We start from the raw sequence: 20,628 nt of genomic DNA, 5'->3' as shown, positions 1-20,628 counted from the left end.
GCATGGGCGTGCCGCTGATCAGGCTGAGTGGGGTCCGGCGCGATTTTGGCGCAGGCGAAGCGGCGATTGCGGCGCTTGACGGGGCCGAGTTGACCATCGAGGCCGGCGAGATGGTTGCGATCGTCGGACCGTCGGGCTCGGGCAAATCCACCCTGATGAATATCATCGGCTGCCTCGACCGGCCGACCGGCGGTGTCTACGCGATTGACGGCCGCCCGACGCGCGATCTCGGGCCGGACGAGCTGGCACGGCTGCGGCGTGAATATTTCGGCTTCGTCTTTCAGCGCTATCATCTGCTGTCGGAACTGACCGCGCTCGCCAATGTCGAGGTGCCGGCGATCTACGCAGGGGTTGCCGCCGAGCCGCGGCGCAATCGGGCAGCCGCCTTGCTCGACCGGCTCGGCCTCGGGGCCCGGAAGACGCATCGCCCGGCCGAGATGTCGGGCGGCCAGCAGCAGCGGGTTTCGATCGCGCGGGCCCTGATGAACGGGGCCCGGGTCATCCTTGCAGACGAGCCGACCGGCGCACTCGACCGCAAGAGCGGCGAGGAGATGCTGACCCTGCTCGAGGAACTCGGCCGCGAGGGCCACACGATCATTCTTGTCACTCATGACATGAACGTCGCGGCCCGAGCCGACCGCATTATCGAGCTTAGCGACGGCCGGATCATCTCCGATCGGAGGACCCGCCCGACGCTCGTTTCCAAGGCGAACCCGGTGCTGGACGTGCCGCGGGGTGGCTCGTGGCGGGCCGCGTTCGGCCGGCTGCGCGAGGCCTTCGGCATGGCCCTCCTGTCGATGCGCGCCCATAAGCTGCGCTCCGCGCTGACCATGCTCGGCATCGTCATCGGCATCGCCTCTGTCGTCAGCGTGGTGGCGCTGGGGGAGGGCTCGCGCCAGCAGGTTCTCGCCAATATCGCCGGGCTCGGCACCAACACTCTCGAGATCTACCCCGGAGCCACGATCGGCGACCGCCGCTCGGGCCAGATCAAGACCCTGACAGTCGCCGATGCCCATATCCTCGCAAGTCAGCCCTATGCCGAAGGCGTCACACCGACCGTGTCGACGAATGCCACGCTGCGTTTCGGCTCCGCCGAGGCATCGGGATTGGTCATGGGCGTCGGCGAGCAGTATTTCGCGGTCACGGGCGGCGTCCTGGCCCAGGGCCGGCTCTTCGACGCGGACGACGTCCGGCGGCTCTCGCAGGATGTGGTCATCGACGAGAACACTGTCAGTGCCCTGTTCGCGCGGACCGGCCAGGACCCGATCGGCAGCGTCATCCTGATCGGCTCGGTCCCTGCCCGCGTGATCGGAGTGATGCGGCCCCAGCAGAGCGGCTTCGGCGCCAGCCTGAACCCGCAGGTCTACCTGCCTTACACCACCGTCCAGGGCCGTTTCCTCGGGGATCTTTCGCTGCGCAGCATCATCCTGCGCGTCAATGACGACACACCGATGGAGTCGGCGCAGAGCGCCGTCACCGAGTTGTTGACGCATCGCCACCGCGCCGAGGATTTCTTTATCCGGAACAATGACGCAATCCGTCAGGCGATCACCAGCAACAACGCGACCTTCGCGCTGCTGATCGCCTCGATCGCCGTGATCTCCCTGCTCGTCGGCGGTATCGGCGTGATGAATATCATGCTGGTCTCGGTGATCGAGCGCACCGGCGAGATCGGCCTGCGGATGGCCGTGGGCGCGCGCCGCGGCGACATCCTCCAGCAGTTCCTGATCGAGGCCTCTCTGGTCTGCTTCATCGGGGGCGTGCTCGGTATCGCTCTGGCGCTCTCCATCGGCTGGGGATTCGCGCTCTCCGGCTCGCCGGTTCGCTTCATCTACTCGGCCGAGGCCTTCGCGGCAGCGATTGCCTGCTCGACGCTGATCGGTGTCGGCTTCGGATTCCTGCCGGCGCGCAATGCCGCGGGTCTCGACCCGGTCGAGGCCCTGGCCCGAGGCGCCTGAGGCTCTTACTGGAAGCCTGCGGCCTGCAACGCGAACAGCTCGGCGTAGCGCCCGTGCAGCGCGATGAGCTCCTCATGGCTGCCGCTTTCGAGGATGGCGCCGTTCTCCAGCACCAGGATGCGGTCGGCCATCCGGACGGTCGCGAAGCGGTGCGAGATCAGCAATGCGGTCTTCGCCTCGCTCAGATTGCGGAAGCGTTCGAAGATCTCCGCTTCAGCGCGGGCATCCAGCGCTGCGGTCGGCTCGTCGAGAACCAGGATCGCTGCGTCGCGGAAATAGGCTCTGGCAATCGCGATCTTCTGCCATTCGCCCCCCGAGAGATCGAGCCCCCGCGCAAAGACGCGGCCCAGCATCTGCTCGTAGCCCTCCGGCAGCGTCTCGATCAGCGGATGGGCGAGGCTCTTCTGCGCGGCGTCGATGACCCGCGGACGATCGCTGAGGCAGCCGACCCGCCCAATGCCGATATTCTCTGCGGCGGTCATGTGATAGCGCACGAAATCCTGGAAGATGGCGCCGATCTGGTGCTGCAGGTCGGCGATGCCGATATCGCGGATGTCGATGCCGTCGACGAGGATGCGGCCCTCGTCCGGCTCGTAGAGCCTGGTCAGCAGCTTGACGATCGTGGTCTTACCGGCCCCGTTTTCACCGACGAGAGCAAGTGTCTCGCCGACGGTAATGGAGAAACTGAGATCGCGCAGCGCCCAGGCATCCTTGCCGGGATAACGGAATCCGACCTTGTCGAAGACGATACCCTGCCGCATCGGCACCGGAAATGGTCTTGGATTCGGCGGGGCGACCATCGTCGAGCGGAGATCCATGAACGAGAAGAAATCATCGAGATACTGGGTCAGCGACGTGATCTGGGTCAGGCCGAGGATCAGCCGCTCGAACAGGCCGTTCAGCCGCAGCAACGAGCCGGCGAGAAAGGTGAGATCGCCGATGCCGAGTTCACCCTTCAGGGCGCGCCAGGCGATGACGGCATAGGCAGCGTAATAGGCCAACGAGGCGATTGCCCCAAACAGACTGCCCCAGAGCGTACGCCGAGCCGCGAGATCGCGATTGCCACGATGGACCTTGTCGGCGAGTTCGGCAAAGCGGCCCGCCAGGTAGGCGCCGAGCCCGAACAGCTTCATCTCCTTGGCGGATTCGGCCGCTGAACCGACGATCTGGATGTAATCCATTTGCCGGCGCTCGGACGTGACCGAGACGTTCAGCCCATAACCCTTTGCATTGAAATGCGCTTCACCGGCGAGCGTTGGCAGGAGTGCGAGCAACAGCAGAATGATCAGCAGGGGCGCATAGGAGAACAGGCCGATGACAAACAGGATGAGCGAGACGAAATCCTGAGCCTGGCTCAGCAGGGAGGTCAGCAGCTGGTTACCCATGAAGCGCTGGGTGCGGGCCCGCTGCAGCCTGTCCTGCGCAGAGCTGGCCTCGATGTCGCGCAGATCCAGGCTCGCCACCTGCCTGATGAGCGCGACACCGAGCGCATTATCATGGCGCTCGGTCAGGACCCTTTCCACGAAGGCTCCGATGCGCGCGAGCGCATTTGCCGCCGCGACGAGCAGAAACTCGAGCAAGAGCCAGCCGGCGACCGCGCTCAGGCGCCCGCTGTCCACCCAGTCCGCCAGCGTCGGTCCAGGAGCTGGTGAGGCGGTCTGGAGGATGATCTCGTCGACGATCAGCTTGCCGATGAAGAGCACGAGCGGCGGCTGAGCGGCGCGCAACAGGCGCAAGACGATGATCGTGGCCGACAGCGCGGGACTCGTCTGCCAGAACGAGTGCAGCAGCCGGGGCAGCAGGGCCAAGGTCCGGAAACGCTGGCGTAGCGCTGGCCCAGCGGAGAACGAGGCGGCGGTCATCTGACGAACTCTGATGGAGCCGCAACGATCGGACCGCAGCAGCAAGGATGGCAGCTTCGGGACATTCTAAGCCTCTGCAAGCTCGCCACGGCGCTCGTCAGAGGCTCCGGCACAAGAGTCGTCGCGTCTCGACAGGTGGATTGCGCGATGGTCTTCCAGGCCCAAGGGCGGCCGGTGCGCGATCAGGATGAAAGTCGCCAGCGGCAAGTGCTGGCGCAAGGTCGCGAACAGATCGCGTTCGGCCGCCGGGTCGAGCGCACTGGTCGCCTCGTCGAGCACGATCCAGTCCGGCCTTTGGAGATGGATGCGGGCGAGCGCCAGCCGCTGGCGCTCGCCGCCGGACAGGCCGCGGCGCGCGTCGTTCCAGGCCGGCTCGTCGATTTCCCACAACTGGGCCATGCCGACGGCCCCTAGTGCTCGCTCATAGTCCTCGGCCCGATAGGTCTCAGGGGAGGCGGGATAGGCCAATGCTCCCCGCAGCCCGCCGAGGGGCAGGTAGGGCTGCTGCGGCAGGAAGACCATTTTGGCATCCGGCCGTTCGATTTGCCCCGTGCCATGCCGCCACAACCCGGCAAGGGCCTTCACCAGGGCACTCTTGCCATGCCCGGAGGGCGCTGAAATCCAATACGTCCCGCCTGCTTCAAGCCTGATCTCGGGGAGGGGCTCGAGAGCACGGCCGTCGGGGACGCGAAGGGCGACATCCTGCAGCAGGATCCGGTTCTCCTGTCCCGTGACGAGCGCTGGCCGCGGCGCGTCCACGTTGTCCTCGGCTGCTCCGAGGAAATAACTCAGGCGGCTGGCCGATGCCGCGAGCTCGGCAAGATCGCGATAGGAGAAGATGAACCAGGAAAGCGTGGTCACGACGTTCTGGAAGGCCGAGCCGATCTGCATCAAACCGCCGAAGGTGACGCGCCCGGCCAGGAAGGCCGGCAACGCCAGGAAGAGCGGGATGCGCAGGACCGTCTGCATATAGGGCCTGGTGAAGCAGCCGAGGATCAACTCGCGATTGGCGAGGACGCGCCAGTTCTGGATGATCGCGCCGAAGCGCTCCGAGAGCAGGCGCCGTTCGGCCGCCTCGCCATTCGCCAGAGCGACGGCCTCGACATGCTCGCGCAGCCGCGTCAATGCGAAGCGGAAATCGGCCTCGCGGCGCTGCTGCTCGAAGGCGAGGGATTTCAACGGCTTGCCGAGCCAATGCGTCAGGCCGCTCGAGATCGCGACGTAGAGCGGCGCAGCCCAGACCATGTAGCGCGGGATCTCGATCGCGATGCCTCCAACCGTGAAGGCGAGGGCAAAGGTCGAGAGCGACCACAGGATCGCGAAGAAGGAGACCAGCGCGACGATGTTGGTGATGAGCTCGATCGCCTCTCCGGTGAGCTTGTCGACAAAGATGCGGCAGTCTTCGGCGATGCGCTGGTCCGGGTTGTCGAGGCCGTTATCCGTGCGGTCGCGCAGATGCCAATAGGCCTTGTTGGAGAGCCAGCGGTCGAGCGCGGCTTCGGTCAGCGAGCGGCGCCAGCGGATCTGCAGCATCTTGCGCAGGTAGCTGCCACTCAGGAACAGGCTCACGCTGATGGCGATCAGCCCGAAGAACACCGCGATCTGGCGCAGTGTCGCATCGACATCGAGCTTCTGCAGCGCGTTGTAGAAATCCGCCGTCCAGGCGATCAGGCGGACAGAAACCTGAACCCCGGCCAAGCCGAGCCCGAGCACGAGCGCGAAATAGACCAATCCGGCCCGCCCGCCCGGCCCGCTGATGCAGAGCCGGGTCAACAGCGTGATCTGCGAGATGATCCTGGTCACGAAGAGGCCCTGGGCGAACTGCGTCGCGGCGAGGGCGGTTCCGGCGTGTCGAGCCTGAAGATCGCGTCGCCAATGCCTTTCAGGCTTTCCTGGTCATGGCTGGCACAGTCGGTCGGCAACAGCACAGCCAGATCATCGATGCCGAGATCGCGGAGCTGATAGGGCGTGCCATGGCCGTATTCGAGATGGCCGCGCCCGATGATACCGATGACGAGCGGGTTGTCTTGTGCCTTTGCCAGATGATCGGCGATGCCGCAGGCGAAGGCGCGATCCCAGGTCTGCTGGGCTCGAATGAAGCGATCGAAGCGGTCCGGCTCCATGGCGCGTGGGCGATCTGGCCCGGCGAAACCGCTCATGATTCCGGCGAGATAGCGCCGGTACCCCTCCGTCGCGGGGGCAGGCGGCGTCACGCCATCGCGCTCTTCGATGGGAATCGCATCCCAACCGACCTGGCCGACACGCGTGACCAGCGGCCGATGGCAGTTGAGTGCGAGCATCGGCACGCGCTGCTGTCGGCAGAAATGGAAGAGCGGCAGGTAGAGCTCGGGATCGAAACCCCAGACCTGTGCCCATTCCGACCGCTCCAGGAAGGTCGCGGTGTCCATCTCGCCCTCGACCCAGGCGTCGAGCACCGGCTGGAGCCGACGTGGGAACATCTCGAAACCGACCGCCATCTGCGGCCGCAGCGTATGCAGGAACGCCGTGACATGGAGCTGCCAGCGATGGATCTCGGCGATGTCATGGCTCTCGCCGAGCAGCACGACGCGCTTCTGCGCCATCGTCCGCATCAGGTCGTACTGGGCAATGGCCTCGCCGGTCTCGGGCAAGAGCCAGGTCGCGCGCCGATGAGCCAGGGTCACGGATCCGGCGGTGAGGGAGGGTTCAGCCATGGGGATTGCCGAGCGGAACGCCGTCGAAGGCCGCGGCCGGGCCGCGCAGCACGAGGCCGAACGGCTGGCCGTCGGAATCATGCGCTGCAAGCTCGACCTCCGATCCGGCGACCTGCCGCAGCCAGCTTGCGACCGCACCAGCGCGCAAGTGAAGGTGGAAGTCGCCCTGCATGATGTTGACGAAGCCCATGGCCGGCTTCGGCTCTGGCAGCGCACCTCCCCAATGCTGGGCCAGGCCCGGTTTCGTGAAATCGATCGAGATCGGCACGCCATTGCGCAGGATCGCGGCGAAGGTCGCGGCACCGAGATCATCCTCGGGCACATCAGGCGATCCGCCGCCGGCAGCGCTCTCGCGCTCGACCGGCTCCAGGGCCTCACCGGCGCCGAATGGGGCAAGCGCCTTGTCGAAGAGCTCCAACCCGTCGAGCCCGATCAGGCTGAACAACACCTCGCCGGCGGCGTCCTGGCACTCGAGCCTGGGCAGCACCCGGTCGCGCATCTTGCTGGTGCGGTCCGCGACCAGCCGGGTCACGACCGCAAGATCGAGCGTGCTGTCGTGGAACTCGCCTGCGAGGCGCGCCCTGGTCCCGTCGATCGAGACGGTGCCGACCACGCCCATGCGCTCATGCGTCGCGCCGCCGGAGCGTGCGCTCAGCATGACGCGGCCCATGGCGGGCAGGCTTGCCAGGATTTCGGCCGAGGGTTGCTTCAGCAGTTCGCGGGGATGTGTGGTGCTTGTCATAAGGGGGCTCCAAGGAAAGGATGCGACGCTCCGGGGTCTCGCTCGGAGCGTCGCGTGACCAACCGCGCTTGTCACAGCGGCGGCCCGTCAATCGGGTGGCGCTAGGTCCGCTGCGTCTCAGAACTCAACCGAGGCTGCGAGCTTGAAGGTACGGCCCGCCGCGGTCTGCAGTTCGAGCGGGTTGGTCGCGGCGACTGCGGCCGAAGCCGGAACCTTGTCGAAATTATAGACGTTCGAGAAATAGCGGCGGTCGAAGATGTTCTGCACGCCGCCGCGGACCGTGATGTACGAGGTCGGCTTCCAGTTCAGGAAGGCATCGAACACGGTGTAGCCCGCCGGCTTGAAGATGGTCGGCGCGCTGGCGCGGGTGACGCCCGCCCCGAAGGTTCCGATGACCTCGGCCTCCAGCCCATATTCGGGCATCAGGTATTTCAGCCCGGCGACAGCGGTAAACGGGGTGATCGAGTTATACGGCGTGGTCAATGCGCCAGCATCCGCTTTTTGCGTGCCGTATTGGTAGCTCAACGCGACATTGGCGAGCCAGCGCTCGTGGAATTTCCACTCGGCCGATGCCTCGATACCGGAAATCTTGACGCTCGAGAGGTTGCGATAGGTCAGATCGGTCGAACCGAGGATCGGCGCGAAGTTCTGAATGAAGTCCTTGTAATCGGCATGGAAGACGCCGACCGAGAACCAGCCATTGTCGAAGCGGCCGCGGATGCCGGCTTCGTAGGACGTGACGCTCTCGGGCTTGAGATCCGGGTTCGGGATCAGGTTCTGGGTGCCCATCGGCAGCGACGTATAGAGCTGCTGCGCGGTCGGCATCTTGAAGCCCTGGGCGTAGCGGGCATAGAGTGAATAGGTCTCGTCGAGCTTGAAGATCGTGCCGACCTGCGGGATCAGCTTATGCGAGTCGATCTCGCGCGGAGCCTTGCCCGGCACGATGACGTAGCCTGGCCCAATGCTCGGGTCGATCTTGTAATTGGCGTAACGGACGCCCGGCGTGATCGTCCAGCGACCGTTTAGCAATTCGATTTCGTCCTGCAGATAGAAATCGTAGCGCGTCGTCGTCGCGTTGGCGAAGTTGAAGCCGCCTGCAATCGTCGTGGTGGTGACGCCGGTCGACATGTTCCGGACGTCGTCGCGACGCTCATAATCGGTCTTGGTGACGTCGCCCTGGAACCCGTAGGTCAGCCTGTGGAAGCTCGAGCCGAGCGCGAAGCTCGACTTGGCCTGGATGTCGAGCTGGGAGAATTGTTCGGAATAGTCGAGGAAGCCGCGGGTGAAACGCTGCTGGTTGTTGGTCTGCGTCTGGTAGCGATTATTGGTGACCTCACGCTTCTGTGGCGAGAACGATGCCTGCCAGCGGATCGAGTCGAGGAAGCTCGTGCCGACATCCCATTGATGCTCGAAGGCGATGCGCTGGCGTGACTTCACTTCATCTCGGATATAGGGTCCGTTGCGGAGACCAGACGCCAAGACATTGTAGTCCCAGAGCTGATTTACCTTTGAGCTGTTGTCGAAATACTCTCCGGTCAGCTTGAACGTATGGTCTGTCGTCGGCGAGAAGACGATCTTGCCGAAGGCGTTCCAAACCGTGCTGTCGAGCGGGTTCAGCGTGTCGCAGCCGAGATAGCGCAGGCTCGGCACGGGGCAGCCCCAGCGGCCGCCATCGGCCCGGGCACGGCTGAGTTTGGCCTCCTCCGCCGTCTTCTGGCTCAGGCCGACAATGGCCTCGAGGGCAGGGGTGAGCCTGAAGGCCGCAATGCCGGTCTTGGTGAAGGAGCGGTCGAAACTGTCATACCCGGCATCGAGACGTACGGCATACGGCTTGTCCTTGCCTTTCAGCAGGTCCTGGGGATCGAGCGTACGATAGGCGACGATGCCGCCCAGAGCATCGGCGCCCCAGAGCACGGAGCCCGGGCCACGCACGATCTCGACGCTCTTCAGGAAGGGCATCTCGACAAAGTTGCGATTGCCATCAGTGATGCGCTCGATCACACGCGATCCATCGACCTGCATCTGGACGCGGTTGCCGCCGACCCCCCGGATCGTGAAGCCATCGAGGTTGCCGAACGGGTCGGTGCCGCTGGTGAGGCGGTTGACGCTGACACCCGGCTGGTAGCGGACGAGGTCCTGCATGTCGCGCGTCATGCGCTCGTCGAGTTCCTGCCGTGAGATAACGTTCACGACGCCGGGAACATCGAGAACCTGCTTTTCACCGCGTGTCGCCGTGACCGTAATCTGGTCGAGCGTGAACGCCGGTGACGCACTGCCGCCATCTGCGATCGCTTGAGAGTAACAAATCGTGCTTTGAAGGATTGTAAAAAGGAAAGTGGCTGAAAAATATAGTTTTGATTTGTTCTTCATTGGAAGACCCCAGTCCATTTGCGGGTGGATGTAGTCCGCTGGTACTAGGATTCGCAATTGTAAATTTGACACAGTGTTTTCTGATGTATTTTTGTAGTGAAGTACATGCAATCTATAATAGATATAGATTCTAATTATTCTACTTTAGCAATTGCGCGGGGAACTGCTTGCCCCGCATCGCCTGCGCGCGACCAGGGTACACCCCGCCGTCGGGGGCAGCGTCAGTCGGCGCAGATAGCGACATGGAGACATAAAGATGTCTTTATATTCCCATTGACTGCGGCGAGCATTTGGACCTAGGTTGGGGTGTCGTGGTTCTCTGGGTCTGTTTGCCCGGAGCTAAGAGGGAAGCCGGTGCGTCGAGGTCGCTATTGACCTGGGCAAGGCCGGCGCTGCCCCCGCAACTGTAAGCGGTGAGCCGCTGTCCAAGATGTGTCACTGAGGCCGGCAAGGTCTCGGGAAGGCCGGACAGCAGCGATGACCCGTGAGCCAGGAGACCTGCCTCGACGAACTGAACGTCCTCGGGCGGGGTGTCCCGGTGGAGCGCTTTGCGATTGCGCAGGCTCTTCGCCGGCGGAATCCTGGACGCGTCCGCTTTGGCCTTTGCTCCCAACTTCTGGGGTAAGCCTATGTCATCTTCACTTCCTGTCGCGACCCTTGGGACGCCGCGCATTGGTCCGCGCCGCGAACTCAAACTCGCTCTCGAAAGCTATTGGTCGGGCAAGTCGACCGAAAGGGACCTGCTCGACACCGCCGCCGCATTGCGCGCCGCCGACTGGGCGCGCCAGAAGGCACGCGGCGTCACCGTCATCCCGTCGAACGACTTTTCGTTCTACGATCAGGTGCTGGACATCAGCGTGATGGTCGGCGCGATTCCCGAGATCTATGGCTGGAAGGGTGGTCCGGTCGGGCTGGCGACCTATTTCGCCATGGCGCGAGGTGCGCAAAGCGAGACCGAGCCGCACACCTCCTGCGGCCATGCCCACCACGACCACGAGCATTCCCACGGCGCCCCGGCGCAGGAAATGACCAAGTGGTTCGACACCAACTACCACTACATGGTGCCCGAATTCGCGACCGGACAGCGCTTCGCACTGTCCTCGCTCAAGGCGGTCGACGAGTATCGTGAGGCCAAGTCACTCGGCTACGACACCCGCCCCGTTCTGCTTGGGCCGGTCACCTATCTGAAACTCGGCAAGAGCAAGGACGCCAGCCTCGATCCGCTCTCGCTGCTCGGCGAGTTGCTGCCGGTCTATATCGATGTGCTGCGCCGCCTTTCCGCCAATGGTGCCGAATGGGTCCAGATCGACGAGCCTTGTCTGGTGCTCGATCTCGACGAGGCCGCCCGCGACGCCCTGCGCCGGACCTATGCCACCATCGCCCATGCCTTGCCGCAGCTGAAGGTCATGCTGACGACCTATTTCGGTGGTCTCGGCGACAATCTCGACACGGCGGTCACGCTGCCTGTCGCAGGCCTTCATCTCGACCTCGTGCGCGCTCCCGCGCAGCTCGAGGAGGTGCTGGCCAAGGCACCGCGCGGGCTCGTGCTGTCGCTCGGCATGATCGATGGCCGCAACATCTGGCGGGCCAACCTGCCGGCGCTGCTCGGCCGGCTCGAGCCGGTGGTCGCCAGGCGCGGCACCGACCATGTCCAGATCGCGCCCTCCTGCTCGCTGCTGCACACGCCGATCGATCTCGATCTCGAAACCGATCTCGACTCCGACCTGAAGAGCTGGCTCGCCTTCTCCGTACAGAAGATGGGCGAACTCTCGGTGCTGGGCAAAGCCCTCGCGGGTGGCCGCGACAGCGTCAGGGATGCCCTGGACGCTTCGGCGGCCGCAGCGGCGGCCCGAAAGGCTTCGCCGAAAGTCCACGATGCCGCAGTCGCCGCTCGTGTCGCGGCGGTGACGCCCAGCATGACGGACCGCAAGAGCCCCTTCGCAGCCCGAGCGAAATTGCAGCGCGAACGCTTCAACCTGCCAGCCTTCCCGACGACAACGATCGGCTCCTTTCCGCAGACCGCCGAGGTCCGCAAGGCCCGCTCGGCTCATGCCAAGGGCCTGATCAGCGATGCCGACTATGAGCAATTCCTGCGTGAGGAGACGGAGCGCACGGTGCGCTGGCAGGAGGAGATTGGCCTCGACGTGCTCGTCCATGGCGAGTTCGAGCGCAACGACATGGTGCAGTATTTTGGCGAGCAGCTCGCCGGCTTCGCCTTCACCAAACATGGCTGGGTCCAGAGCTACGGCTCGCGCTGTGTGCGGCCGCCAATCCTGTTCGGCGACGTCTCGCGGCCGCAGCCGATGACGGTCGGCTGGTGGACCTATTCGCAGTCGCTGACGGTGAGGCCGATGAAGGGCATGCTGACCGGGCCCGTGACGATCCTGAACTGGTCTTTCGTCCGCGACGACATCCCGCGCAGTGCCTCCTGCCGCCAGATCGCGCTGGCGATCCGCGACGAGGTCATCGATTTGGAGAAGGCCGGTGCCGCGATGATCCAAATCGACGAGGCGGCGCTGCGCGAGGGGCTGCCGCTGCGCAAGAGCGAGTGGAAGGGCTATCTGGACTGGGCGGTGGGCAGCTTCAGGCTCTGTGCCTCGGGCGTCACCGACGCAACCCAGGTGCACACCCATATGTGCTACTCGGAGTTCAACGACATCATCGACGCGATCGCCGCGATGGACGCCGATGTGATCTCGATCGAGACCTCGCGGTCGAAGATGGAATTGCTCGACGCCTTCAAGACCTATCGCTACCCCAACGAGATCGGTCCCGGCGTCTATGACATCCACTCGCCGCGGGTGCCCGAGGTGGGCGAGATGACGAGCCTGATGAAGCTCGCTCGCCTCCAGCTCGCAGACGAACAGCTCTGGATCAACCCCGATTGCGGCCTGAAGACCCGCAAATGGGAGGAGGTCAGGCCTGCTCTCGTCAATATGGTTGAAGCCGCGCGGCACGTCCGGGCAGCCGCTCGCTGAGCGCCTGAGGCTCGTCGCGGCGGCGCAGGACACCGCCGCGACGTCGCCGTCAAGCCGGCATCGCCTCTCGAAGCTTCTTGGCGGGTCGGGGATCTCTGCACGGGGGGACCGAGGGGACTGCGCATGCAGCTCCATGCCGTACTGTCTTGCGTGAGGTGCCCGACGCTCGTTTGCGCCTTGGCAATTGACGCGGCCAACAGCGGTGCTATCCAAACGTCAGGAGGGCAGCCCTTGTCCGCGTGGCGCCAGAGAGCAGAATCGAGCCGTTGGGTCGCGGTCGCCGTGGCCTATCTGCTCGTGCTCCAGGTGGTTCTGACAGGGCTCGCGTCGGGTGCCAATGCTGCGAGTATCGCTCTCGATCGCACTCTGGCCATAACGCTTTGCTCGCCGGGGGCTTCTTCACCGGGTGACACGACCGACCGCGGCACGGCGCAGCATGATCTGATGAGCGGCTGCGCGCTCGGTTGCTCTCATCCAGCCCAAGCGAATGTGCCGTCAGCAATCGGCTTTCTGCCAGTTGTCTATCGGATCGTCGACCTGAACGCCTTGATCCGGCATCTCGACGCGCCTCATGGCTTTGTCGCCGGCCGATCGCCCGCCAATCCCCGCGCACCGCCGGTCTGAGCCCTGAGCAAGCCGCCATGCGTTCGCGCATGGATGGCCGCTCTCTTGCGCGACCTCGGCTTCAAGGCCGATTTGCCCGCCATCCCCAGCAGATGCGCACCAAATTCGCTGATCCGAGCATTCGGCGCGATGTCTGCCCGGCACGCAAATGAAGCGCGGGGCTCGCGCCTGCGATGCCTCGGCTCACCATGCCAACGGTTCCTTTGCCGATCGCAATCTGACCGGGGCCACATGTCGGGATCGCCATCATTGGCCGGCACTCACCGTCCGATGACCACACTCAACGGCATCGAGCGTCATGGGCTCTCACGGGCCCGTCGCAGAACTGCCCTCACAGACCAAGGATTACGCCATGAAGACCCATCTCCTTGCAGCGATGTTCGTCACTCTGGGAACAACCGGTGCGCTCGCTCATATTACCCTCGAAACGCAGCAGGCTCCGGTCGGCTCGACCTACAAGGCCGTGTTGCGCGTGCCCCATGGTTGCAAGGGCGCGGCAACAACGAAGGTCCGCGTCCGGATTCCCGAGGGCGTGATCGCGATCAAGCCGATGCCCAAGCCCGGCTGGACACTGGAAACGGTGAAGGGCCCCTATGGCAAGGCTTTCGACTACTACGGCACACCGACTTCGGAAGGCGTGAAGGAGGTGGTCTGGAGCGGCGGCAGGCTGCTTGACGAGCACTATGACGAGTTCGTGCTGCGCGGTTATCTGACCTCCGACCTCAAGGCCGACACCGTCCTCTACGTACCGGTCGTCCAGGAGTGCGAGGGCGGCGCAGTCGAACGCTGGATCGAGATCCCGACTGAGGACAAGAGCGCGGACGACTACAAGTATCCGGCTCCCGGTCTGAAGCTCACCCCGAAAAAGTAAACCGAGCAAGTGGCCGGGCTTCGCGCCCGGCTGCTGGGAGTTGCCATGCGCTGGCCCCTTCGCCTCGCCTTCGTCCTGACCTGCGCCTTGGCTGTCGCCACGGCAATAACCGGACGCGCCTTCGCTCATGCCGCGCTGATCGCCGCCTCGCCGGCGGACGGCGCGGTCGTGACCAACGCCCCTGCGGTGTTGACACTGAGCTTCAGTGAACCGGTGTCGCCGCTCATCCTGAAGCTGATCGGACCAGACAGCACGTCCCGCACACTCGATCGGTTCGTGCTGAAGGACAGGACGCTGATGATCGAAGCGCCCGCCGAACTGTCAGCCGGAACGCATGTTCTGAGCTGGCGCGTCATTTCCGAGGATGGGCACCCGGTTGGTGGGGCAGTGGTCTTCTCAGTCGGTGCGCCCAGCGGCCAGTCGCCAACTCCTGAGACACGGACTGATCCTGCTGTGCGGGCTACCCTTTGGCTGGGAAAGGTAGGGCTCTATCTGGGCTTGCTCATGGGGCTCGGCGGGGCAGCCTTTGCGACCTGGGTTGGTCCCTTGCCTCGCGATGCCCGGCGACCGCTCGGATTGTTCATCCTGCTCGGATCTGCCGCCTTGCCGCTGGCACTCGCCGCGCAAGGGCTCGATATCCTGGATCGCTCCCTCGGCAGCCTGGGCGAAGCGGACGTCTGGAGCGCCGCGGCCGCCAGCAGCTTTGGCCGCACGGCGCTGGCTGCAGCCGTCGCATTTCTGCTCGGAATGGCCTCCCTGGCGGTACGCGGCCGCATGGGGCCGGTCTTCGCTGGAGCAGCCCTCCTGACTGTAGGGGTGGCGCTCGCCGCGAGCGGCCATGCCAGCGCGGCCAGCCCGCAGTGGTTGATGCGGAGTGCAGTCTTTGTTCACGCCGTCAGCGTCTCCGCCTGGGCAGGAGCCTTGGTGCCGCTGTTCTTCGCTCTGCGGGAGGCCGACGCAATTACCGTGCTGCGCCAGTTCTCGCGTTGGATACCTGTCGTTGTTGGCTTGACCCTGCTCAGCGGTGGCATCCTGGCGGTGGTTCAGCTCGAACAGCCAGGCGCACTGATCTCGACCGGCTATGGCTGGGTTCTGCTGATCAAGCTCGCCTGGGTTGCAATCCTGCTGGGCCTGGCCGCCATCAACCGCTACCGCCTCACGCCCCTTGTCCTGTCTCGAACGGGCATCGCCGCCAAGACGATGCGGCGCATGATCGCGGCCGAAACCTTGCTGGTGTTCCTTGTCCTTGGCACCGTTGCGACCTGGCGCTTCACGCCGCCGCCGCGGGCACTTCTCGATGCGGCCGCGCCGCCTGCATCGGTCCACATTCACACGGCCAAGGCGATGGCGGACATCCGCATCTCGCCTGGACGTGCGGGGCCAGCCTCCATTTCGATTTCACTGCTCGACGGGGAGTTTGGACCGCTCACGGTCAAGGAAGTTCGCTGCGTGATGTCGAACCCGTCGGCCGGGGTCGAACCGATCGAGCGTCAGGCCGTCCGGTCGAGCGACGGCGCCTGGCATGTCGACAGCCTCGTCATTCCCATCGGTGGTCGGTGGACCATCGAACTCGAAATCCTGGTCTCCGATTTCGAGATGATCCGCCTCGGTGAGACCGTGGAGATCAAGCCATGACGACTGACATGACGCGCCGGGACCTGACAGCACTGGCCGCGACAGGGGCGCTCTCGGGCTTGTTCGGACATGTGCGCGCGGCCGAGGCACAACCTGCGGCAACGGGTTCCGCGCCGATGCGCGTCGCGATGCTTGTCCACCCGGATATGGTCCTGCTCGATCTCGTCGGTCCGCTGACGGTGTTCTCGCTTCTGCAGGCTGAAACTCATCTGGTCTGGAAGGGCAGGGCAGCCGTCACCAGCGATGTGAAACTGCCGGTCACGCCAACAACGACATTCTCCGAATGCCCCCGCGATCTCGACGCCCTGTTCGTCCCCGGCGGGTTGAAGGGCAGTGTCACCCTGATGGGGGATAGCGAGGTGCTGGGTTTCCTCGCCGAACGCGGCGCGCAAGCTCGTTATGTCACAAGCGTCTGCACCGGCTCTCTGCTGCTCGGAGCCGCGGGACTGTTGAAGGGCTATCGAGCGACCTCGCACTGGTATGTCCGGGATCTACTGCCTTTGATGGGCGCAAAGCTCCAGACTGATCGCGTCGTGATCGATCGCAACCGGATGACTGGCGGAGGTGTGACGGCCGGACTGGATTTCGGATTGACGCTCGCTGCTGCGCTCGTGGGTGAGGAAACCGCACGCCACATCCAGCTCGTCCTTGAATACGACCCGCAACCGCCCTTCGATTCAGGCGCGCCTGAGCGTGCGGACAAGACGAATGTCCAAGATGTCCTCGCGCGCCGGTCACCGCTGATTGCAATGGCGAAGGCACAGGCCGAACAGGCGAGGTCACGCCTCGCGCTCTGAAGCACCGGCGCGAATTCCATGATCGAGGACGAACCGCTTGCGTCACGTCCCCGGCAACAAGCGCACCACATCATCGGACCGGACATCATGTCTGGTCCGATGATCTAACCTTGTGTTTGCATCGCCTTTCCCGAAAGCCGCAATCTACATTTCGGGCCAATGCTTTAGGTCCACGATATGCGAGCGGGATGGGTGAATATCTCGAAGCCGTCGCCGCGTGCGATCCCGATCAGCGTCATTCCGGCATCGGCTGCCGTCCGTATGGCCAGCGCCGAGGGAGCGGAGACGGCAGCGAGAATTGGTAGTCGAGCGATGGCAGCTTTCTGAACCATCTCGACCGAGATGCGGCTGGTGAGGACACCGATGCCGGTATCGGCCTCGCGCTTCTGGCGGGCGAGTGCCCCGACCAGCTTGTCGAGGGCATTGTGCCTGCCCACGTCTTCGCGCAGGACAGCAAGGCCTTGGTGGCGCTCCCAGAGAGCGGCAGCATGCACTGCGTGCGTCTGACGATTCAGCGTTTGCTGGCCCGAGATCGATTGAACCGCCATCATGATCTCCTCAKGAGAGAAATTCAGGCCGAGCGGAACCGAATGCAGAGGCCGTATCGCCTCGGAGAGCTGCTCGATGCCGCACAAGCCGCAGCCGGTCGGTCCTGCCAGATAGCGACGGCGATGCTGGAGCTTCTCCGCAGGCGCATCAGCGAGCCAGATTTGCAACTCGATGCCGATCTCCTGCTCGATGATCGCAAGCGAGTGGATTTCATCCAGCGAGGTGATGATACCTTCGGTCAGGCTGAACCCGATCGCGAAATCCTCGAGATCATCGGGTGTCGCCATCATCACGGCGTAAGATGATCCGTTATAGGTGATCGCGATCGCAGATTCTTCCGGCACGGCGCGGCTGCTCGGAGCAAGGCCGCCATTTCGCCAGACCGTCGATTCTACCCGGAGGTGGCTCTCCATATCGATCGTCCTGCTGCGCCGACCGGAGATCGGACCGTCGCCTGCGAAAAATGGCACAGACCCACTGCCGTTGCGAGCGCCGCTGAGGAGGCATGGCGCGCTTCGTCCGAACAAGACGGAGAAGCGCGGGTGGGCTCGGCGCCCCAATGAAGCGCAGCGAGCGCTGGTCTGTATGTGACAGCGAAGCCGGAGCTCTCGTGGCACGGGCGCCTTCCAATCCGGACAGACCCTGGGTGCGCACTCATCATGTGCCGCGGCGAAAGTCGAAATTGACCTTGCTGGAGCATCTGGGACAAGATGAGGCGTGGTTACGGTCACGGCTCCCGAGTTTCGGGGCGCTCATCGACTGAATGCCGGACAAGGGCGCTCCTGGCGGGTGCTGTTGATCGCCTCGTCGCTGGTGCTCGCCAGCACGTCGAGCTTGGCCGAAGAGCTCAAGCCTTGGTTTGCCGAAACCACCCCAACACTCGTTCTCGACCGCCTCGACGGCGCTCGTATCGATCTGGCGGAGCTGCCCGGCGGTCCCGTGATCGTCCATTTCTTCGCGACATGGTGCGCCCCCTGCATCGAGGAGATGGCCTCGCTGAACGCACTCGCGGCTCAGCAGCCGGTCCAGCTCACGATCCTCGCCGTCGATGTCGGCGAGGTCGACGCCCGGGTCAGGACCTTCTTCCGCGAGCGCCCGGTTTCATTCCCCATCCTGCTGGACCGCGACCGCAGCGCGATGAAGGCCTGGCATGTTGAGGGATTGCCGACGAGCTTCGTGCTCGATCGCGACCTGAGCCCGGCCTTCAAGGCCGAAGAGCCGCTCGATTGGACGGGCCCGGCCGTCATCCCCGCGCTGACGCGACTGTCGCAGCGCAAGAACGGGACGCCGGCGGAACAGACGATCGATGGAAGCCAGAGCAGGGAGGAGATCCGATGATTACGCGTCGTGACATGCTGAAAACCGGTGCCGTGGTCGCAGCTGCGGGGTTTGTGGCTCCGCACCACGTCCTCGCCCAGGACGCCGTCTTTGCGCCTTCGCCCGGTGCCTGGCGCAATTTCGAGGTGCTGACCCGGCTCGAATTGCCGGCGAAGGGCAGGGCACAGGCCTGGATTCCGCTGCCATCAGTGCAGGAGGGCGAATGGATCAGGTTGGGTAAAAACGCCTGGCAGAGTAACGCTGCCTCGGCGGAGGTCGTCAGTGATCCCAAATATGGCGCGCAGTTGCTGCATGTTGTCTTCAAGGACGGTGAGGCAGCGCCGGCTATCGAGGTTCGCAGCAGTTTTTCGCTGCGCGACCGGGCCGAAGATCTCGGCGCAAGATCCCAGGCGCCAATTCTGAGCGCGGCCGAGCGCAGGCTTTATCTCGAGGCGACCGAGCTGATGCCCACCGACGGCATCGTCAAGGAGACTGCCGATAAGGCGATTGCCGGTAAGGCGAGCGACCTCGACAAGGCGCGAGCGATCTACGAATGGGTTGTCGTGAACACTTTCCGTGACGCCAGGACACGCGGTTGCGGTACCGGCGACGTCGCCTCGATGCTGCGCAGCGGCAATCTTGGCGGCAAATGCGCCGATCTGAACGCACTCTATGTCGCGCTGGTACGTGCCGCGGGCATCCCGGCCCGCGACATCTACGGTATTCGCGTCGCGCCTTCGAAGTTCGGCTATGCCAGCCTCGGTGCCGGTTCCGCGACCATCACCAAGGCGCAGCATTGCCGAGCCGAGGTCTGGCTCGATGGCTATGGTTGGGTCGCAACCGATCCCGCCGATGTGCGCAAGGTCGTCCTGGAGGAGCCGCCAGGGAACAATGCAATCGACACGCCCAAGGTGGTGGCCGCGCGAAAGACGCTGTTCGGCGCCTGGGAGGGCAACTGGCTCGGCTACAACATGGCTCATGACCTGGAATTGCCGGGCTCGCGCCACAAGGTGGCATTCCTGATGTATCCGCAGGCTGAAATCGCTGGCGCGTTGCTCGACTGTCTCGATGCCGACACGTTCAAGTACACGATCAGGTCGGCCGAGATCACGGCTTAGTCGGCGAGGCGGATGGGGCGCTGCTCTTCTGGAGACTGGACCATGAGCGACACGATCGACCTTGACACTCCCGCTCCCCCCCGCCTGACCAGCCTGGCACATGGCGGCGGCTGTGGCTGCAAGCTGGCGCCGTCGGTCCTGCAGCAACTGCTTGCGGACCACCCTGCGGCAGGGCCTTACCGTCAGCTTCTCGTCGGCACGGAGACCGGCGACGATGCGGCGGTCTGGCAGATCGACGATGAGACCTGCGTCGTCGCGACGACGGATTTCTTCATGCCGATGGTCGACGATCCGCATGATTTCGGCCGGATCGCGGCGACCAATGCGATCTCGGATGTCTATGCCATGGGCGGCAAGCCGATCATGGCCTTGGCAATCCTCGGCATGCCCCTCGACAAGCTGCCGATCGAGACGACGCGCGAGATCCTGAAGGGCGGCGCCTCGATCTGCGCCCAGGCCGGCATTCCGGTCGCGGGCGGGCACTCCATCGATGCACCCGAGCCGATCTACGGACTTGCAGTGATCGGCCTGTTGAAGCTGCCGAACCTGCGCAGGAACAGCGGTGCGCGGCCGGGCGATGCGCTGATCCTGACCAAGGCATTGGGCGTGGGGATCTATTCGGCGGCCTTCAAGAAGGAGTTGCTGCCAAAGGCCGCCTATGACGAGATGATCGCCTCGACCACCCTGCTCAACCGCGTCGGCGCCGAACTAGCAGGGGATGGCGACGTCCATGCGATCACCGACGTCACCGGCTTCGGCATTCTCGGGCACGGGCTGGAGATGGCGCGCGGCTCGGGCGCGACCTTGCGGCTCCGCTTGGCTGAATTGCCCTTCCTCTCGCAGGCCGAGCAACTGGCACGCGACGGGCGCGTGACCGGTGCTTCGCACCGCAACTGGGCGAGCTATGGCGAGGGCGTCGCGCTACCGGCCGGACTGCCGGACTGGCAGCGCCATTTGCTCACCGATCCGCAGACCTCGGGCGGCCTCCTGGTCTCCTGTGCAGCAGGGAGGGCAGACGAGATTCTGTCCATGGTGAAGGCGGCTGGATATCCCTCCGCCCGCATCGTCGGAACAGTCGAGGCCGGCCCTGCGCGGGTGATCGTCAGCTAGATCA

15 protein-coding genes and 1 riboswitch are annotated in these 20,628 nt (G+C 64.5%); of the genes, 9 read left to right on the top strand and 6 right to left on the bottom strand.

The window, feature by feature from the left end; translation table 11 throughout:
• Positions 1-2: 2 nt before the first annotated feature.
• Positions 3-1,958, top strand: a complete 1,956-nt coding sequence (locus AC1DGP_RS18640) for a MacB family efflux pump subunit (protein ID WP_441507806.1) — start codon at positions 3-5, stop codon at positions 1,956-1,958.
• A gap of 5 nt (positions 1,959-1,963) precedes the next feature.
• Here AC1DGP_RS18640 and AC1DGP_RS18635 read toward each other — a convergent pair whose 3' ends face one another.
• The 5 genes from AC1DGP_RS18635 to AC1DGP_RS18615 form a co-directional block, all read right to left on the bottom strand.
• Positions 1,964-3,820: an ABC transporter ATP-binding protein gene (locus AC1DGP_RS18635; RefSeq protein WP_476832404.1), complete on the bottom strand. Its 1,857-nt coding sequence runs from the start codon at positions 3,818-3,820 to the stop codon at positions 1,964-1,966.
• 66 nt (positions 3,821-3,886) lie between these two features.
• On the bottom strand, positions 3,887-5,623 hold the full coding sequence (locus AC1DGP_RS18630; RefSeq protein ID WP_476832403.1) for an ABC transporter ATP-binding protein/permease: 1,737 nt from the start codon (positions 5,621-5,623) through the stop codon (positions 3,887-3,889).
• Positions 5,620-6,513, bottom strand: a complete 894-nt coding sequence (locus AC1DGP_RS18625) for a ChaN family lipoprotein (RefSeq protein ID WP_476832402.1) — start codon at positions 6,511-6,513, stop codon at positions 5,620-5,622. The genes AC1DGP_RS18630 and AC1DGP_RS18625 overlap by 4 nt, the downstream gene beginning before the upstream one ends.
• On the bottom strand, positions 6,506-7,255 hold the full coding sequence (locus tag AC1DGP_RS18620) for a hypothetical protein (RefSeq protein WP_441507802.1): 750 nt from the start codon (positions 7,253-7,255) through the stop codon (positions 6,506-6,508). Before AC1DGP_RS18620 ends, AC1DGP_RS18625 begins: the two co-directional genes overlap by 8 nt.
• Positions 7,256-7,372: 117 nt before the next feature.
• Positions 7,373-9,625 (bottom strand): TonB-dependent hemoglobin/transferrin/lactoferrin family receptor, encoded by a 2,253-nt coding sequence (locus tag AC1DGP_RS18615; RefSeq protein WP_476832401.1) that lies wholly within the window; start codon positions 9,623-9,625, stop codon positions 7,373-7,375.
• A 295-nt stretch (positions 9,626-9,920) separates the two neighbouring features.
• A riboswitch (cobalamin riboswitch) is annotated at positions 9,921-10,145 on the top strand.
• A 109-nt stretch (positions 10,146-10,254) separates the two neighbouring features.
• Between AC1DGP_RS18615 and metE the strand changes: the two genes are divergently transcribed.
• The 5 genes from metE (at position 10,255) to AC1DGP_RS18590 (ending at position 16,530) form a co-directional block, all read left to right on the top strand.
• A complete protein-coding gene (gene metE / locus AC1DGP_RS18610; RefSeq protein WP_476832400.1) occupies positions 10,255-12,603 on the top strand; it encodes a 5-methyltetrahydropteroyltriglutamate--homocysteine S-methyltransferase in 2,349 nt (782 codons plus the stop codon).
• 123 nt (positions 12,604-12,726) lie between these two features.
• Positions 12,727-13,227, top strand: a complete 501-nt coding sequence (locus AC1DGP_RS18605) for a hypothetical protein (protein WP_441507799.1) — start codon at positions 12,727-12,729, stop codon at positions 13,225-13,227.
• 352 nt (positions 13,228-13,579) lie between these two features.
• Entirely contained in the window at positions 13,580-14,098 is a 519-nt protein-coding gene (locus tag AC1DGP_RS18600) for a YcnI family copper-binding membrane protein (RefSeq protein WP_441507798.1), read from the top strand.
• A gap of 45 nt (positions 14,099-14,143) precedes the next feature.
• Complete coding sequence (locus AC1DGP_RS18595) at positions 14,144-15,733, top strand: copper resistance CopC/CopD family protein (protein ID WP_441507797.1); 1,590 nt, start codon at positions 14,144-14,146, stop codon at positions 15,731-15,733.
• Entirely contained in the window at positions 15,730-16,530 is an 801-nt protein-coding gene (locus AC1DGP_RS18590; RefSeq protein WP_441507796.1) for a DJ-1/PfpI family protein, read from the top strand. Before AC1DGP_RS18595 ends, AC1DGP_RS18590 begins: the two co-directional genes overlap by 4 nt.
• 164 nt (positions 16,531-16,694) lie before the next feature.
• Here the strand turns inward: AC1DGP_RS18590 and fdhD are convergent, their stop codons facing one another.
• Positions 16,695-17,492, bottom strand: a complete 798-nt coding sequence (fdhD, locus tag AC1DGP_RS18585; RefSeq protein ID WP_476832399.1) for a formate dehydrogenase accessory sulfurtransferase FdhD — start codon at positions 17,490-17,492, stop codon at positions 16,695-16,697.
• A 304-nt stretch (positions 17,493-17,796) separates the two neighbouring features.
• Here fdhD and AC1DGP_RS18580 point away from each other — a divergent pair, with 304 nt between their 5' ends.
• Genes AC1DGP_RS18580 through selD form a run of 3 tightly spaced genes read left to right on the top strand, consistent with a single transcriptional unit; the run spans position 17,797 to position 20,624 of the window.
• Positions 17,797-18,417, top strand: coding sequence for a TlpA family protein disulfide reductase (locus AC1DGP_RS18580; RefSeq protein WP_476832398.1), 621 nt, complete (start codon positions 17,797-17,799; stop codon positions 18,415-18,417).
• Positions 18,414-19,514: a transglutaminase-like domain-containing protein gene (locus tag AC1DGP_RS18575; protein WP_476832397.1), complete on the top strand. Its 1,101-nt coding sequence runs from the start codon at positions 18,414-18,416 to the stop codon at positions 19,512-19,514. Before AC1DGP_RS18580 ends, AC1DGP_RS18575 begins: the two co-directional genes overlap by 4 nt.
• A gap of 42 nt (positions 19,515-19,556) precedes the next feature.
• Complete coding sequence (gene selD, locus AC1DGP_RS18570) at positions 19,557-20,624, top strand: selenide, water dikinase SelD (protein WP_441491601.1); 1,068 nt, start codon at positions 19,557-19,559, stop codon at positions 20,622-20,624.
• Positions 20,625-20,628 lie beyond the last annotated feature (4 nt).

Source organism: Allobosea sp. 05T433 (assembly GCF_056396065.1).
This window is presented reverse-complemented; position numbering and strand designations above follow the sequence as displayed.

What these genes read in the sequence shown, in the direction of transcription:
- AC1DGP_RS18640 (WP_441507806.1), top strand. Translation starts at nt 3, where the DNA reads ATGGGCGTGCCGCTGATCAGGCTGAGTGGGGTCCGGCGCGATTTTGGC.
- AC1DGP_RS18635 (WP_476832404.1), bottom strand. Translation starts at nt 3,820, where the DNA reads ATGACCGCCGCCTCGTTCTCCGCTGGGCCAGCGCTACGCCAGCGTTTC.
- AC1DGP_RS18625 (WP_476832402.1), bottom strand. Translation starts at nt 6,513, where the DNA reads ATGGCTGAACCCTCCCTCACCGCCGGATCCGTGACCCTGGCTCATCGG.
- AC1DGP_RS18620 (WP_441507802.1), bottom strand. Translation starts at nt 7,255, where the DNA reads ATGACAAGCACCACACATCCCCGCGAACTGCTGAAGCAACCCTCGGCC.
- AC1DGP_RS18615 (WP_476832401.1), bottom strand. Translation starts at nt 9,625, where the DNA reads ATGAAGAACAAATCAAAACTATATTTTTCAGCCACTTTCCTTTTTACA.
- metE (WP_476832400.1), top strand. Translation starts at nt 10,255, where the DNA reads ATGTCATCTTCACTTCCTGTCGCGACCCTTGGGACGCCGCGCATTGGT.
- AC1DGP_RS18605 (WP_441507799.1), top strand. Translation starts at nt 12,727, where the DNA reads ATGCAGCTCCATGCCGTACTGTCTTGCGTGAGGTGCCCGACGCTCGTT.
- AC1DGP_RS18600 (WP_441507798.1), top strand. Translation starts at nt 13,580, where the DNA reads ATGAAGACCCATCTCCTTGCAGCGATGTTCGTCACTCTGGGAACAACC.
- AC1DGP_RS18595 (WP_441507797.1), top strand. Translation starts at nt 14,144, where the DNA reads ATGCGCTGGCCCCTTCGCCTCGCCTTCGTCCTGACCTGCGCCTTGGCT.
- AC1DGP_RS18590 (WP_441507796.1), top strand. Translation starts at nt 15,730, where the DNA reads ATGACGACTGACATGACGCGCCGGGACCTGACAGCACTGGCCGCGACA.
- AC1DGP_RS18575 (WP_476832397.1), top strand. Translation starts at nt 18,414, where the DNA reads ATGATTACGCGTCGTGACATGCTGAAAACCGGTGCCGTGGTCGCAGCT.
- selD (WP_441491601.1), top strand. Translation starts at nt 19,557, where the DNA reads ATGAGCGACACGATCGACCTTGACACTCCCGCTCCCCCCCGCCTGACC.